This is a genomic window from Micropruina sp., assembly GCF_047602385.1.
Lineage (GTDB): Bacteria > Actinomycetota > Actinomycetes > Propionibacteriales > Propionibacteriaceae > Micropruina.
Window position 1 is genome coordinate 246,342 of record NZ_JASGHL010000005.1, and the last position, 14,754, is coordinate 261,095.

Here is a 14,754-nt window from a genome sequence, read left to right on the forward strand (position 1 = left end):
ACGCTTCAGATCCGGACGTGCGGCGCCCGCGCCCGACTCACCGGGCGCGGGCGCGGATGCTCAGGAGCGGTGCGCCAGGTAGTAGCCGACCAGGGCCTTGGTGGAGGGATCCTGGGCCTCCAGCGCGGCGGCGTCGCCGGCGACTGCGGGCGCGATCTGCAGCGCCAGCTGCTTGCCCAGCTCGACGCCCCACTGATCGAAGCTGTCGATCCCCCAGATCGAGCCCTGGACGAAGGTGATGTGCTCGTACAGGGCGATCAGCTGGCCGACCACCGAGGGGGTCAGCGCCGGCGCCATGATGGACGTGGTGGGCCGGTTGCCCTTGAACACCCGGGCGCTGACGATCGCCTCCGGTGTGCCCTCGGCCCGGACCTCGTCGGCGGTCTTGCCGAAGGCGAGCGCCTTGGTCTGGGCGAAGAAGTTGGCCAGGAACAGTTCGTGGACGTCGGTGCCGCCGTCCGAGATCGGGTGCGCCGGGTTGACCACCGCGATGAAGTCGCCGGGAATCAACTGGGTGCCCTGGTGGATCAGCTGGTAGAACGCGTGCTGGCCGTTGGTGCCCGGCTCGCCCCAGAAGATCTCGCCGGTCTCGGTGGTGACCGGCGAGCCGTCCAGCCGGACGCCCTTGCCGTTGGACTCCATGGTCAGCTGCTGCAGGTAGGCGGCGAACCGGTGCAGGTACTGCGCATACGGCAGGACGGCGTGCGAGGCCGCCTTGAAGAAGTTGACGTACCAGATGTTCAGCAGGCCCATCAGCAGCGGCACGTTGCGGCTCGGCTCGGTGTTGACGAAGTGCTCGTCGATGGCGTGGAAGCCGGCCAGGAAGTCGGCGAAGTTGTCGGGACCCAAGGTCAGCACCAGTGGCAGCCCGACCGCGGAGTCGACCGAGTACCGCCCGCCCACCCAGTTCCAGAAGCCGAACGCGTTGGCCGGGTCGATGCCGAACTGTTCCACCTTGTCCAGCGCGGTCGACACGGCGACGAAGTGCTTGGCGACGGCGTCCGCGCGCTGCTCGTCGGAGCCGTCGATGGCTCCCGATTCGGTCAGCGCGGCCAGCAGCCAGTCGCGGGCCATCCGGGCGTTGGTCAGCGTCTCCAGGGTGGTGAAGGTCTTCGATGCGACGATGAACAGCACGGTTTCCGGATCGACGCCCTTGGTCTTCTCGGCCACGTCGGTGGGGTCGATGTTGGAGATGAACCGGGCCTCGAGTCCGGGCGCCACGTAGGGCTTCAGCGCCTCGTAGACCATCACCGGGCCGAGATCCGATCCGCCGATGCCGATGTTGACGATGGTGCTGATCTTCTTGCCGGTGACACCGAGCCACTCGCCGGAACGGACCCGTTCGGCGAAGGCGTACATGGCGTCCAGCACCTCGTGGACGTCGTCGACCACGTTGACGCCGCCCACTTCGAGGACGTCGCCCTTGGGCCGCCGCAGCGCGGTGTGGAGCACCGAACGGTCCTCGGTCACGTTGATCCGTTCACCGGCGAACATCGCGTCGCGGTGCGCGGCGACCCCGGTCTGTTCGGCCAGCTGGACCAGCGCGTCCAGCACGTCGTCGTCGATCAGGTTCTTCGACAGGTCGACGTGCAGGTCGGCGGCGTCGAAGGAATACCGGGAGGCCCGCTCGGGGTCGGCGGCGAAGGCGCCGCGCAGATCGGGTACCAATCCCTGATGGAGCTGGCTGAGCCGTTGCCAGGCCGGAGTCGTGGTGGGGTCTACGGGAGTCTGCATGGCCGCAGCCTAACCAGCTGACCTATACCGGTCACGCCCACTCGGCCGATCTTCCGGTCGCTGAACCTCAGTGACTCGACGATCGGCCGCGGTGGCCGAGGCTCAGGGCTTCACCGCCACATGGACGTGATCCATGTGGTTCGCCGTGGCGCTGCCCCGGTCGGCCATGTGCCGCCAGGTCGGCCGGTACGGCGTCCAGATCCGCTGCCGGTAGATGATGTGATCGACGCCGAACTCCTTGGCGTGCGCGACCAGGAACGCGGCGATGGAGTTGCCCTGGGACACGTTGGAGTAGGTCATGAAGTCGATGGCCCGGCCGAACTGGTGCACCGACAGGCTGTGTGCCCGCCAGCCGCCGACGTTCTTCACGTTCCAGCGGGCCATCACCGCACGGTAGACCACCATCGCCACCGGCTTGAGGCCGAGCACCGAGCCGGACGGCACCTTGCGCTTGGCTGCCGGGGCCTTGGCGTCGGCCACCTTCTTGGGCGACGGCTTGGTGTTCGCCAGGGCGGTCTTCAGCACCCAGGCCTGCCGGCCCTTGTACTGCACCATCCGGTAGTTCCCGTTCACCTCGGGGGTGACGCTGACCTTGGTCGCGATGGCCAGGCCGGCCAGCTTGTCGGCGCTTGCGGACGCCGCCGCGAGCACCGGCAGCTTGGCCTTGGTGGTGTACATCGTCCGGGTGGGCTTCAGCGCGGGGTTGACCGCATCGGTGGGGGCGGCGGCCACGGCGAGGATGTCCTCGGCGGCGATCTGCGGCCGGTTGGTGTCCCGGGAGACCGAGGCGTCGCGCAGCGACACGTCAGGAGTGGTCACCGGCGCGGCGACCGGGGCCGCGACGGCGGTGCCCGACATCAGCAGCGCACCGGCGGTAGCGGTCACCGCCAGGCCCAGGAATGCGGTGCCGATCCGATCGGTAGCGCTCATCGACCAGGCGCGAGCCATCCCGCGCACGCCTGCGGCGCCGGCTTGATCGGGTGCGTCCAGTTGCGACTCGGCGGCATCTCGGCCACCGGCCCGTCGCGGCTGGTACATAGGGCAGAACCTCCTGAGAAATCTGGGACGGTTTCTAAAGTTAGTCTAAGGATTCGTGGTCCCCCAAATCGGCCCCACTCGTCGCCGGTATGCGGCGATCCTCCGGCAGCCCCCGCGCGACCCGTGGTGCGGTGCCGCAAGCGAGGCTCCCGCCGGGCTCGGCGACCCTGCGATCAGCTGAACCGGTAGCCCTGGCAGCGGTGCCGGAGCTGGGCGAGATCGGGCTCGGCGATGTCGTCGGCCCCGATCGCCGCGGCCGGGCAGACCGCGAGCGCACCGGCGTCCAGCCACATCTCGCACTGGAACCGCTCGAGCCGGCCGGTGGCGATCAGCGGCGCCCCGGCGAACATCCCCAGCAGGGTCCGGGCGTACAGCGAGCCCAGGGCGTCGCACGGGACGACCTGGACGGCCGCGGCGCCGAGGTCGAGCGCCCCGGCCACCTCGGAGGGCGTCAGTCCGCCCAGCACCATCGGGACGGCGCCGGCCGCGTCCAGTAGGCCGGGGGTGGCGAACGGGGCGAGCATCAGGTCGGGCTGGTCGGCGGCAGCGACCGCCACCTGCTCGGGTGTGCGCAGATCCGCCACGCCCAGCCGCACCCGGCGTCCGAACACCTCGCGCAACCGGGTGAGTTCGGCCCGCCGCTCGAACGGCACCGTCCAGGCGTTCAATCCCTCCTGAATCAGCACCTCGCCCGCGGCGAGCTGATCGTCGACGTCTCCGTCCGGCAGTTCCACGATCACCCGGCTGCCCGCGAGCACCTCCAGCCATTCCATGGCCCAAGGTTAGGGTGGCGCCATGGAACTGAGCAGCGCCGCCATCCCAGCCGGCTCGACCATCGAGCCCACCTTCGCCGAGCCGTCCTGCGGCGGGGAGAACATCAGCCCCGACCTGGCGTGGTCGGACGCCCCGGACGGCACCGCCGGCTACGCCGTCACCTGTTTCGACCCGGACGCCCCCACCGGCAGCGGCTGGTGGCACTGGATCGCCTTCGACATCCCCGCCGAGGTCACCCGGCTGGAAGCCGGAGCCCCGCTGCCGGCGCCCGCTCGCGAGTGGACGAACGATTACGGCTACGCCGGTTACGGCGGACCGTGTCCCCCACCCGGCCCGGCGCATCGCTACGTGTTCACCGTCCACGCCCTGGACGTCGACAGGTTGCCGGTGCCGGAGGACGCCACCAGCGCGGTGTGCCGGTTCACCCTGCTGGCGCACGCCATCGGCAGCGCCTCGTTCACGGCGACCTTCGCGGTGCCGCGGTCATGACCGCCGTCCCGCCGGCGCTGCCCGAGGACACCAAGGACTGGACCTGGGTGATCGAGCAGGGCTGTCCCGAATGCGGCTGGACGCCGCCCGGGGCCGCGGAGATCGCCGCTCGCGTGCGGGCCACCATCCCGCGCTGGAAAGCGGTGCTGTGGCGACCCGGGGTCGCTGTCCGGGACCGGGCGGACCGCTGGTCGGCGCTGGAGTACGGCTGCCACGTCCGCGACGTCTGCCGGATCTTCGGTGGCCGGCTGACCCAGCTGCTCACCGAGGACGGCCCCACCTTCGCCAACTGGGACCAGGACGCGGCCGCCCGCGACGGCCGCTACTTCGACCAGGACCCGGTCCGGGTGGCCGGCGAGTACGCGATCGCCGCCGGGGATACCGCGGGACTGTTCGCGGCCGTCCGGCCCGACCAGTGGCAGCGGCCCGGCGCCCGCAGCAACGGATCGGTGTTCACCGTGGCGAGCCTCGGCAGCTACTTCCTGCACGACCTGGAACACCACCTGGCCGACGTCGCGGGCTGAGCGGCTGCGGCTCGGGCCGGTCGAGACGCCCGCGGCCGGCCCTCCACGACGGTGCTACGGTTATTGAGATTTCAAGAAAGGCCTCCCGTGAGCGCACCCCTGCTTCAGGTCATCGTCGCCAGCACCCGGCCCCGCCGGGTCGGCCGGATGGTCGCCGACTACATCGTCGAACGCCTGGCCGAACAGGGCGGCTTCGCAGTCGAGGTGGTCGACCTGGCCGAGGTCGCGCTGCCGTTGCTCGATGAGCCCTACCACCCGCGGCTGGGCCGCTACGAGCACGCCCACACCAAGGCGTGGAGCGCCACCATCAGCCGGGGTGACGCTTACCTGCTGGTGATGCCCGAGTACAACCATTCGTTCACCGCCCCGTTGAAGAATGCGCTCGATTACCTCAACGCCGAGTGGCGTGGCAAGCCGGTCGCGGTCGCCAGCTACGGCGGCATCAGCGGCGGCACCCGGGCGGCGGCGGCGATCACCGAGGTGCTGGTGACGCTCGGCATGGTGGTCTCCAGCGTCGCGGTGGCGATTCCCTCGGTTCAGTCGCATCTCGCCGACGGGCGCTTCGTGGGCTACCCGCAGGCCGACCATGCGATCGACGCGACCCGGTCGGCGCTGCTGAGCCTGCTCGGGCCGCGAAGCGACGCCTGAGCGTGGCCGTCCTCCTCGACCCACCCCGCTGGCCGGCGCACGGCACCGAGTTCGGCCACCTGGTCTCGGACTCCTCCTTGGACGAGTTGCACGCCTTCGCCCAGGCTGCCGGCATTCCGGCCCGTGCCTTCGACCACGACCACTACGACGTCCCACTCGCCCGCTACCGCGACCTGATCGACGCCGGCGCCGTCCCGGTGAGCTCCGGGGAACTGCTCCGCCGGCTGGTCGACTCCGGTCTGCGTGTCCGCCCCAGGGACCGGACGCCGAAGCGCCCGGCCGCGCTCGCGCTGGCCCGGACGGCCTGGCTGGCGACCCTGCCCGAAGCGCCCGAACTCGGCGAGGAGCTGCTGCAGCGCTGGTCGGAGCCGCATCGGCGCTACCACGACGTCCGGCATCTGGCCCAGTGCCTGACCGCGCTGGAGCAGTTGGGTGCCGCGCTGCCCGCCGAGCGCCCGGCTGTGCTGGCCGCCTGGTTCCACGACGCGGTGCACAACGGCGAACCTCGCTCCGACGAAGAGGCGTCCGCCTTGTTGGCTCAGCAGCGGCTCACGCCGCTGATCGGTCCGGACGAGTCCGCCGAGGTGGCCAGGCTGGTCCGGACGACGATCGCCCACGACCCCGAGCCTGGCGACCGGGCCGCCGCGCTGCTGGTGGACGCCGACCTTTCCGTCCTCGGTCAGCTGCGCGGGCGCTACCACGTCTACCTGCGCGATGTCCGCGAGGAGTACGCCCGCTACGACGACGAGGACTTCCGGGCCGGCCGGCTGGCGGTGGTCTCCGGACTGCTGGCCCGGCGCCCGCTGTTCGCCACCGCGACCGGACGCCGGCTGTGGGCGGCCCGCGCCGAGATCAACCTGACCGAGGAACGCAACCGGCTGCTCGGCTGAGGGTCACGATTCCAGCCAGCACTACTCGCAACGGTATTCACGATTGGAGAACGGCTGGAGCATCGGCGTCGCGGATGAAGGGAAATACGCACACGGCATTCTTCGGCTGACGCGAAACCCAGTCGGCGACGGCCGACTCGGCGCGGACGACCTCGACAATTGCGAGATCTCGCCCGTCACCAACCGACCACCCGCTAAAGGAGATCAGGTCCCAATCGTCCGGTATCGTCAAGCTGATCTGATATTGGTATGAGTCCTCTGTAGGTATGCCGACTGAATCTGGGACCGCCGATGGAGTGCCGGGCACTGCCGAATGTTGTATCCATGACGTCACCATCAGCCGATTGCCGACCAGTTCACCTGTCACCGACGCGTAGCAACCGTGCGGCGGCAGCGAGTCGCCGCTCATCAAGACGAGCAACTCGGGCCGCGGAACTTCGCCGCCCTGCGGGTTCGGCGGCAACAATCCCGGGACATCACCGGCGGCAACGACCTCACCGCAGACAGTGGTCAGCCGCACGTCCGTCCGAGCAGTCATCAGGTTACTTCCAATACGGAGAGTCGCCATGGCCGGTTGGGATCAGGCGGCCAAGACGAATAAGTGCATTTGTAGGCGAGCACGACCGGAATGGTCCGCTGCAACTCCGCCCCCATCTGCCGGCACTTGGGCTCAGTCTCGTACCAACCCCACGGATACCAAGCCGAGGCACAGCAAATTCGGTGATGCCGCAGTCGCGGCGGGGTTTCGCCACTGCAACACGGGCCGGCGTGGAAAGCACTACGAGGAGAGTGACAAGCAGGAACAACCACTGCCGCCCGGTTCCCGTCTTCCTCGCCCGAGGCATCACGTTGTCCTGATCAGTGGATCCCACCGTATTCTCCTTCCGTTTCTTCCGTTCCTTCGGACCAGTTGCATTGATAATGACTCCCCAGATCCTGCATGTCAACGGCGGAGCTCACAGAATTCTCGGGTGAAGACCGCGATGCGCAATTCATTCGATCCTGACGGTGCCTGAACCCACCTGCTGGCGCGAGTGCGGCTGGTCACCGCTGAGCCAGCGGACCGGTTGCCCTCGAGGGTGGACGCCGCTCGATCGGCCCTCGGCCCCAACTGCGCGCGTCCAGGAGTCCTGATCCGCGAGACAGACCTCGGTCCAGCTATCTCCCGATCTGTGGCGCGCGTCCCGCGGCGTGCACCCGTTGGTCCCTCCCGGCCCTTCCCACCTATCGTTGCCGCGTGCCACTTCGCCACCTCGTCCGGACTACGGCGATCGGCATCCTGATCGCTCTTGCGGGCTGTGCCGCGGTCCCCGCCGGCGCCCCCTCCCCCGCTGGGACGGCCCCGACCGCGTTCAGCCCGGCGCCGCCGTCGACCCCTGCGCAGTCTTCTGCGCCGCCGTCCACCACCAGCCCAAGCGGCCCCGCGCCGCAGCCGACGGCCACCGGTTCGAGCCGACCCGGGACCGACGCTCCGACACCGAAGCCCAGGGACCGGCGCACGTCCGCCCAACGCAACCGGGCGTTCACCGTGGACGGCATCCCGGTGGTCTCCAAGCAACATCCGATCAATGCCGGCTACCGGCGGAGCAGCATCAGTTCCCCCTATGGCCTGACCCGGGAGACCCAGCGGGCACTGACCCGGATGATCGCGGCCGCGCGTGCCGGCGGCGTCCGGCTCCGGGTCCGCAGCGGCTACCGCAGCTACGCGTTGCAGGCGCAGATCCTGAGCAGCAAGATCCGCGAATACGGCAGTGAGACCCTCGCCCGCCGCTACAACGCGGCCCCGGGCCGCAGCGAGCACCAGACCGGGCTCGCCGTGGACCTGTGGGACGGTGTCACCTGGGGCGTCGGCGTCCGCAACACCAGGGCGGGCAGGTGGCTGTGGGCGAACGCCTGGCGTTACGGCTTCATCCTGCGCTACCCCGCCGGCAAGGAGACGATCACCGGTTACGCCTTCGAGCCGTGGCACTACCGCTACCTCGGCACCGGGCCGGCGAGGGCGTTCGGGCCCAACAGCTACCGCACGCTGGAGGAGTATCTGGGCCTGGCCCCGGCCTGAGAACGTTGGCGAGCCCGGGAAGGACGCCGGGTGCGTTGCTAGGGAACGCGGCCGACCTACCACCCTGCTGCCGGCTCTTGGTTGAGTCACTTCCCAGGCTCAATAGATGTGACTGTAGACGCGCGGCATCGCGTAACCAAGGAAAGCGGACAGACCTTGGCGAACTCACAGGAACCCGGCGACGGGGGCGCAGCTGCCCTGCCCGGATGGCCGCCGCTGGGCTGGCTTCGTGGCCATCATCACTAGTCAGATTAGGAATGTCGGCTGCCAGGCGGACCGGCTGCGTCCACCGTCGGCGACCAGCCCGGACGCCGCCCGGTATCCTGCTCGGACCCGTCCAGCAGGAGTGCCGATGACCAGCGAACCGATTGCGGCCGAGGTGCTGGCCGTGATCGTGGCACTCGTCGACGGCGAGCCGTGCGTGCTGACTCTCCCGGACGGGCAGCGGCTGCCGGCCGGCCCGGTGCTTCCCGGCCATCGATCACTGCAGACCGCGGTCAGGGCCTGGGTCGAGGAGCAGACCGGCCTCAACATCGGGTATCTCGAGCAGCTGTACACCTTCGCCGACCGGGATCGCGAACACGGCGGGACCCGGACCATCTCGGTCTCCTACCTCGGCCTGGTCCGTGGGCTGCGGGTCCGGTCGGGGCAGTGGCGGCGCTGGTACGCGCTCTTCCCCTGGGAGGACCAGCGCGCCGGTGCCGAACTGCTGGCCGGTGCGGTGACGCCGGCGCTGACCTCGTGGGCGCGGCAGGGCGATCGGACCCGGCGGCAACGCTGCGCGGTCACCTTCGGCCTGGACGGCCGCCCCTGGCAACCCGACCTGGCCCTGCAGCGCTACGAGACGCTCTACGAAGCCGGCCTGGTTCCGGAGTCACCACCAGGACAGCGCAGCGAGACCCTGCCGCCCGGGGAGCGGCTGGACGGCGACCACCGCCGCGTCCTCGCCACCGGCATCGCCCGGCTGCGGGCGAAGATCCAGTACCGCCCGGTCGTCTTCGAACTCCTGCCCGCCCAGTTCACCCTCGGCCAGCTGCAGGGGTGTGTCGAGGCGCTGGCCGGACGGGTGGTGCACACCCAGAACTTCCGGCGGCTGGTTGAACAGCAGCAACTCGTCGAGGAGACCGGCGCGCGTGCCGGCACCGGCGGACGTCCGGCCCGGCTCTACCGGTTTCGCCGAGACATCCTGCAGGAACGTCAGGCCGCCGGCACCAAACTGCCCGCACCTCGGAGTCGGTAAGCCCGTCGACTCGTCGCCCGAGCCTGCTTCTCGGCTCGTCGCGCGACCCTCCTCCCGGACACGTCCGGCGATGTCGAGATCGCTCGCCGATGGAGGGCTTCGCCGCGGGATTTCGGGTCCTGACGCGAAATCGGCGAGGTTCCCCCGATCGGACGGCGATGTCGAGATCGCCGAGACCCGGCACCACCGGACGGGGGGTTTGCAGACCCTTTTGCTCATATGTAGCATAAGAGGGCTGCCGCACCGAGGAGGAGCAGATGAGCACCACCCTGATCAGCGCCGAGGACCTCTACCGCCGGGTCGACCACGTCGTCCCGGCCGCCGAGTGGGCGATCATGTCCGACGACGTGAACGCCATCCTGCGGCTCAAGCGCGAGCGGAACGCGGTGATCCTGGCGCACAACTACATGCGTCCGGAGATCTTCCACGGCGTCTCCGACATCGTCGGCGACTCGCTTGCCCTGGCCCGCGAGGCCACCACGGTCGAGGTCGATGTGATCGTGCTGGCCGGCGTCCACTTCATGGCCGAGACGGCCAAGCTGCTCAACCCGTCCAAGACCGTGCTGATCCCCGACCTGCGCTCGGGCTGCTCGCTGGCCGAGTCGATCACCGCCGCGGACGTCCGCGAACTGCGCCGGCAGCACCCCGGCGTCCCGGTGGTCACCTACGTGAACACCTCCGCCGCGGTGAAGGCCGAGAGCGACATTTGCTGCACCTCGGGTAACGCGGTGCGGGTGATCGAGAGCCTGGGCGTGCCCGAAGTCATCATGATCCCCGACCAGTTCCTGGCCGCGAACGTGGCCCGGCAGACCGGGGTGAAGGTGATCACCCACCCGGGCGCCTGCGAGGTGCATGAGCGGTTCACCCCGGCCGACATCCGGCAGATCCGCGCCGACTACGCCGGCGACGTGACCGTGCTGGCCCATCCGGAGTGCCCGCCCGAGGTGGTCGACGAGGCCGACTACGCCGGCTCGACCGCCCAGATGATCGGCTTCGTCGCCGACCGCCGTCCGAAGCGGGTGGCGCTGATCACCGAGTGCTCGATGAGCGACAACGTCGCCCAGGAGTACCCCGAGGTCGAGTTCGTCCGGCCGTGCAATATGTGCCCGCACATGAAGCGCAACACGATGGCCGCGATCCGGCGCGCCCTGGAGACGATGACCCATGAGGTCACCATCGACGCGGCCGTCGCCGACCGGGCCCGGCTGGCGGTCGAGCGGATGCTCGCGGTGGGAGCGAAGTGAGCCGCGAGGTCGTCGTCGACGCCCCGGTGATCATCGGTGGCGGTCTGGCCGGGCTGAGCTGCGCCATCGAACTCGCCCCGGCGCCGTGCCTGGTGCTGTCGGCCGGCGCGCTCAGCACCGGCACGTCGACCGGCTGGGCGCAGGGCGGGGTCGCCGCCGCGGTCGGCCCGGACGACTCCCCCGCCGACCATGCCGCCGACACCCTGGCCGCCGGGGCCGGGCTGTGCGACGAGGACGTGGTTGCGGCGATCACCGCCGCCGGACCGGACGCCATCGACTGGTTGACCCGGCACGGGACGCGCTGGGACCGCAACCCCGACGGCTCGCTGCGGCTCGGTCTCGAAGGTGCCCACGGACGCCGTCGGATCGTCCACGCCGGAGGCGACGGCACGGGTGCCGAACTGCTGCGCACCGTGGTGGACGCCGCCCGCGCGCTGCCGTCGGTGACCGTCTGGGAGCATTCGCCGGCCCGCCGGATCGTGGTCGAGGACGGCCGGGTCGCCGGCGTCGAGGTGGACACCCGCGGCGGTCCGGTACTGGTCCGGACCCGCTCGGTGGTGCTCAGCACCGGCGGGATCGGTGGCCTGTACAGCCACACCACCAACCCGCTGAGCTCGCGCGGGCAGGGCCTGGCGCTGGCCTTCCGGGCCGGTGCGGTGCTGCGCGATCTCGAGATGGTGCAGTTCCATCCGACCGCGCTGGACGTCTCGATCGACCCGATGCCGCTGGTCAGCGAGGCGGTCCGCGGCGAGGGCGCGATCATCGTCAACGAGCGCGGCGAGTGGGTGCTGGCCGACCCGCTGTCGGCCCGCGATGTGGTCTCCCGCGCCGAGTGGGCGCAACTGCGGGCCGGCCACCGGGTGTTCCTGGACGCCCGCAATGCCCCCGGAGAGCGGTTCGCCCAGCTGTTCCCCTCGATCAACGCCACGGCGGTCGCCGCCGGCCTCGACCCGTCCCGCGACCTGTTGCCGGTCCGGCCCGCGGCGCACTACCACATGGGTGGGGTGCTGGTGGACCTGGCCGGGCGGAGCACCGTGCCGGGCCTGTACGCGGCCGGCGAGGTGGCGTCCACCGGGCTGCACGGAGCCAACCGGCTGGCATCCAACTCGCTGCTCGAAGCGGTGGTCTGCGGACGCTGGGTCGGCCAGGAACTGCGCGCGGTCGGCGACCAACCTCTGGCAGAACTGACGCCGCTGATCGAGCGGCCCACGCTGGTCGAGCCGGTCGAGACCCCCTTCGCCCACCAGCCGGGGGTGATCGACCACATCCGCGAGGTCGTCACCGCCGGCGCCGGCGTGCTCCGGGACGCCGCCGGCCTGCGCCGCGCGCTGGCCGAGCTGCGTCCCCACCTGGACGACGACGCCGGACTGGTCGGCTACCTGCTGGCCCATGCCGCGCTCAGCCGCACCGAGTCTCGTGGTGGGCACACCCGCACCGACTACTCCGGCCTGGACGCACCCCGGCACACTCTGGTCTCCGGCGCGGATCTGCCGGGCCTGACCCAGCCGCAGGGAGCGGTGGCGTGAGGGAGCTTCCGCGGCTGCTGATCGAGCCGCTGGTCCGGGCCGCGCTGGCCGAGGACCTGGGCCGGGCCGGGGACCTGACCACCGACAGCATCATCGGCCCGGACGCCATCGCCACCGTGCAACTCGTCGCGCGCGACCCCGGCGTGGTGGCCGGCCTGCCGCTGGCCCGGCTGGCCTGGGAACTCCTCGACCCCCGGATCGAGTGCGAGGTGCACCTGCACGATGGCTCGCGCGTCCAACCGGGCAGCGTGATCGCCACCGTGCGCGGACCGGCCCGCGGGCTGCTCACCGGCGAACGGGTGGCGCTGAACTTCCTCGGCCACCTGTCCGGGGTCGCCACCGGCACCGCGACCATCGCCGACGCGATCGCGCACACCACGACAAAGGTCGCCGACACCCGCAAGACCATCCCCGGGCTGCGGGCGGTGCAGAAGTACGCGGTGGCCTGCGGCGGCGGCTCCAACCATCGCTTCGGCCTGGACGACGCGGTGCTGATCAAGGACAACCACATCGCGGTCGCCGGCGGCGTCCGGGAAGCGGTCGAGGCGGCCCGCGCCCACGTCGGCCACCTGGTGAAGATCGAGGTCGAGGTCGACTCGCTGGCAATGCTGGCCGAACTGCTCGAGGTGGGTGCCGACGTGGTGCTGCTCGACAACATGACCCCGGAGGTGCTGCGCGAAGCGGTGGCGATGGTCGGCGGCCGGATGGTGACCGAGGCGTCCGGCCGGATCACCCCGCGGACCGCGGTACCGATCGCCGAGGCCGGCGTCGACCTGATCAGCGTCGGCTGGCTGACCCATAGCGCGCGGGTGCTGGACATCGGGCTCGACCACGTCCCCCAGCGAGCTGGGCACAGTCGCTGAATCCTTTGCCAGCGCGGCCGCCGGGCTCGGTAGGCTCAGCCAGCGAACCGACGGGTTCCGGTCCGGCACAAGGAGCTGCGGATGGATCAACTCTGGCGTTATCTGTCCGGCATGTTCGAACTCATCGCACGTGCATACCGGCTCGATCCGGCCGCGCTGGGCTGGGTGCGCGATCATCCGTTCGCGATCTGGCTGGCCGTCGGGGTCGCACTGCTGGCCGGCGTCTCGGTGATGGCCGGGCAGGCGGTGATCCTGCTCGTGAACCGGGTCACCGGCTGGCGGTTCGCGGTCGGCCTGCTGCTCAGTGCCACCTGGCTGGTGGTGTTGCACGCGATCGAGTCGGTGGTGCTGTGGGGGCTCGGCCGTGTCGTCAGCGGCGCCGAGGTCTCGTACTCCATCGTGCTGGCCGGCGTGCTGGTCGCCACCGCACCGCAGGTCTGGGGCTTCCTGGCCCTGATCCCCTACCTGGGGACCGCGCTCAGCCGGTTCCTCTCGGCCTGGAGCGCGATCGTGCTGTGGGCGGTCACCGCCGGCACCTTCGAGGTCGGGCGCTGGACGGCACTGGCGTTGGTGGCGGCGTCCTGGCTGGTGATGCATCTGCTCTCCACGCTGTGTGCGCCCTGGGTCTCCCGGGCGATGGCGCGGCTGTTCCAGCGGGTCACCGGACGCCCCTTCCGGGTCTCCGGCGCCGACGTGCTGAACGGACGCCCGATGATCACCTCGGAGGTGGCGGCATGATCCTCGGTGATCTGCTCGTCCTCGTCCTGGCCCTGGTGGTGGTCGCCTTGGTGTTGGCGCCGCTGGAATCGCTGCACTGGTGGGCGACCCGCGAGGTCGAGGAACCCGACACCGGCCCGGCGCCCACCTCGCTCGAACTGGCGGCGTCCGCGCCCGACGTGCTGCCGAAGCGGTTCGTGGTCTATCTATCGGGGATCGGCGCCATCTCGGGCCAGGATGTGCCCGAAGAGGAGACGCCGTTCATCCGCGATCTGCATGAACGGCTGCCCGGATACACGGTGGTCGACGATGTGTTTCCCTATGCGGTGGACAACCGGGGGCTGACCTCGGAGCGGGTGCTGGGCAGACTCTGGCGACACCTGGAACAGCTCCGGTTGAAGAACCCCAACACCCTGCTGGCGGTGCTGATCAACCTGCGCAACCTGATGCAGTTGTTCGTCTGCGCCGACCGGCGCTACGGACCCACCTACAACATGGGCACCGCCCGGGAGATCCATCGTTCGCTGGTGCGGCACGGTCACCGCCCGGGCAGCCCCGACCAGGTGGTGCTGCTGGGCTGGAGCGGCGGCGGCCAGATCGCGCTGGGCGCGACCTGGTACCTGCACGCGCTCGGCCTGCGCACCTCGGTGCTGTCCCTGGGCGGCATGCTGTCGGACGACATCGCGCTGAGCCGGGTGGACCACCTGTGGCACTTGTACGGCACCAAGGACTTCCTGCAGGCCTCCGGCAAGCTGCTGTTCGCCGGGCGCTGGCCGATCTCGAAGGGGTCTCCCTGGAACGAGGCGATGCGGGACGGCACCATCACGATGATCGAACTCGGCCCATACAACCACAACATCAAGGAGCACTACTTCGACTACGAGTCGAAGCTGCCCGACGGCCGCAGCTATGCCGGCAAGGTGATCGACACCATCGAGGACATCCTGGAACACCGGGTGCCCTGAGCGGTCACCGGGGACGGTTCTCCTGGTCACCGGGGACGGTTCC

15 protein-coding genes are annotated in these 14,754 nt (G+C 70.3%); 11 read left to right on the plus strand and 4 right to left on the minus strand.

From position 1 onward, the window contains the following. Positions 1–60 precede the first annotated feature (60 nt). From pgi to QM711_RS16700, 3 genes are all read right to left on the minus strand, one after another. Positions 61–1,734, minus strand: a complete 1,674-nt coding sequence (gene pgi, locus QM711_RS16690; protein WP_415101384.1) for a glucose-6-phosphate isomerase — start codon at positions 1,732–1,734, stop codon at positions 61–63. Positions 1,735–1,836: 102 nt separating this feature from the next. Continuing rightward, complete coding sequence (locus QM711_RS16695) at positions 1,837–2,772, minus strand: hypothetical protein (RefSeq protein WP_415101386.1); 936 nt, start codon at positions 2,770–2,772, stop codon at positions 1,837–1,839. A 173-nt stretch (positions 2,773–2,945) separates the two neighbouring features. Further along, positions 2,946–3,545: a hypothetical protein gene (locus tag QM711_RS16700; protein WP_415101388.1), complete on the minus strand. Its 600-nt coding sequence runs from the start codon at positions 3,543–3,545 to the stop codon at positions 2,946–2,948. 22 nt (positions 3,546–3,567) lie between these two features. On the opposite strand from QM711_RS16700, the gene QM711_RS16705 reads away from it, so the two are divergent. The 4 genes from QM711_RS16705 (at position 3,568) to QM711_RS16720 (ending at position 6,097) form a co-directional block, all read left to right on the plus strand. Continuing rightward, a complete protein-coding gene (locus tag QM711_RS16705) occupies positions 3,568–4,035 on the plus strand; it encodes a YbhB/YbcL family Raf kinase inhibitor-like protein (RefSeq protein WP_415101390.1) in 468 nt (155 codons plus the stop codon). Next, complete coding sequence (locus tag QM711_RS16710) at positions 4,032–4,559, plus strand: DinB family protein (protein ID WP_415101392.1); 528 nt, start codon at positions 4,032–4,034, stop codon at positions 4,557–4,559. Before QM711_RS16705 ends, QM711_RS16710 begins: the two co-directional genes overlap by 4 nt. An 87-nt stretch (positions 4,560–4,646) precedes the next feature. Continuing rightward, positions 4,647–5,207: an NADPH-dependent FMN reductase gene (locus QM711_RS16715; protein ID WP_415101394.1), complete on the plus strand. Its 561-nt coding sequence runs from the start codon at positions 4,647–4,649 to the stop codon at positions 5,205–5,207. Between the two features lie 2 nt (positions 5,208–5,209). Then, a complete protein-coding gene (locus QM711_RS16720) occupies positions 5,210–6,097 on the plus strand; it encodes a DUF4031 domain-containing protein (protein ID WP_415101396.1) in 888 nt (295 codons plus the stop codon). A 37-nt stretch (positions 6,098–6,134) separates the two neighbouring features. On the opposite strand, the gene QM711_RS16725 is transcribed toward QM711_RS16720, so the two are convergent. After that, a complete protein-coding gene (locus QM711_RS16725) occupies positions 6,135–6,635 on the minus strand; it encodes a hypothetical protein (protein ID WP_415101398.1) in 501 nt (166 codons plus the stop codon). Positions 6,636–7,334: 699 nt separating this feature from the next. On the opposite strand from QM711_RS16725, the gene QM711_RS16730 reads away from it, so the two are divergent. The 7 genes from QM711_RS16730 to QM711_RS16760 all read left to right on the plus strand — a co-directional run bounded on the left by QM711_RS16730 (position 7,335) and on the right by QM711_RS16760 (position 14,711). Next, positions 7,335–8,156 carry a D-alanyl-D-alanine carboxypeptidase family protein gene (locus QM711_RS16730; protein ID WP_415101400.1) on the plus strand — a complete coding sequence of 274 codons (822 nt, stop codon included), beginning with the start codon at positions 7,335–7,337 and terminating at the stop codon, positions 8,154–8,156. Between the two features lie 352 nt (positions 8,157–8,508). Beyond that, entirely contained in the window at positions 8,509–9,396 is an 888-nt protein-coding gene (locus QM711_RS16735; RefSeq protein WP_415101402.1) for an NUDIX hydrolase, read from the plus strand. A 257-nt stretch (positions 9,397–9,653) separates the two neighbouring features. Next, entirely contained in the window at positions 9,654–10,640 is a 987-nt protein-coding gene (nadA, locus tag QM711_RS16740; protein ID WP_415101404.1) for a quinolinate synthase NadA, read from the plus strand. Continuing rightward, on the plus strand, positions 10,637–12,166 hold the full coding sequence (locus QM711_RS16745; RefSeq protein WP_415101406.1) for an L-aspartate oxidase: 1,530 nt from the start codon (positions 10,637–10,639) through the stop codon (positions 12,164–12,166). Before nadA ends, QM711_RS16745 begins: the two co-directional genes overlap by 4 nt. Continuing rightward, a complete protein-coding gene (nadC, locus tag QM711_RS16750) occupies positions 12,163–13,029 on the plus strand; it encodes a carboxylating nicotinate-nucleotide diphosphorylase (protein WP_415101408.1) in 867 nt (288 codons plus the stop codon). Before QM711_RS16745 ends, nadC begins: the two co-directional genes overlap by 4 nt. A gap of 81 nt (positions 13,030–13,110) precedes the next feature. After that, a complete protein-coding gene (locus tag QM711_RS16755; protein WP_415101410.1) occupies positions 13,111–13,767 on the plus strand; it encodes a hypothetical protein in 657 nt (218 codons plus the stop codon). Then, a complete protein-coding gene (locus QM711_RS16760) occupies positions 13,764–14,711 on the plus strand; it encodes a hypothetical protein (RefSeq protein WP_415101412.1) in 948 nt (315 codons plus the stop codon). Before QM711_RS16755 ends, QM711_RS16760 begins: the two co-directional genes overlap by 4 nt. The last annotated feature ends 43 nt before the right edge of the window (positions 14,712–14,754 follow it).

Coding starts and splice junctions, on each gene's coding strand:
- pgi (WP_415101384.1), bottom strand. CDS start 1,734: ATGCAGACTCCCGTAGACCCCACCACGACTCCGGCCTGGCAACGGCTC.
- QM711_RS16695 (WP_415101386.1), bottom strand. CDS start 2,772: ATGTACCAGCCGCGACGGGCCGGTGGCCGAGATGCCGCCGAGTCGCAA.
- QM711_RS16700 (WP_415101388.1), bottom strand. CDS start 3,545: ATGGAATGGCTGGAGGTGCTCGCGGGCAGCCGGGTGATCGTGGAACTG.
- QM711_RS16705 (WP_415101390.1), top strand. CDS start 3,568: ATGGAACTGAGCAGCGCCGCCATCCCAGCCGGCTCGACCATCGAGCCC.
- QM711_RS16710 (WP_415101392.1), top strand. CDS start 4,032: ATGACCGCCGTCCCGCCGGCGCTGCCCGAGGACACCAAGGACTGGACC.
- QM711_RS16725 (WP_415101398.1), bottom strand. CDS start 6,635: ATGACTGCTCGGACGGACGTGCGGCTGACCACTGTCTGCGGTGAGGTC.
- QM711_RS16735 (WP_415101402.1), top strand. CDS start 8,509: ATGACCAGCGAACCGATTGCGGCCGAGGTGCTGGCCGTGATCGTGGCA.
- nadA (WP_415101404.1), top strand. CDS start 9,654: ATGAGCACCACCCTGATCAGCGCCGAGGACCTCTACCGCCGGGTCGAC.
- QM711_RS16755 (WP_415101410.1), top strand. CDS start 13,111: ATGGATCAACTCTGGCGTTATCTGTCCGGCATGTTCGAACTCATCGCA.
- QM711_RS16760 (WP_415101412.1), top strand. CDS start 13,764: ATGATCCTCGGTGATCTGCTCGTCCTCGTCCTGGCCCTGGTGGTGGTC.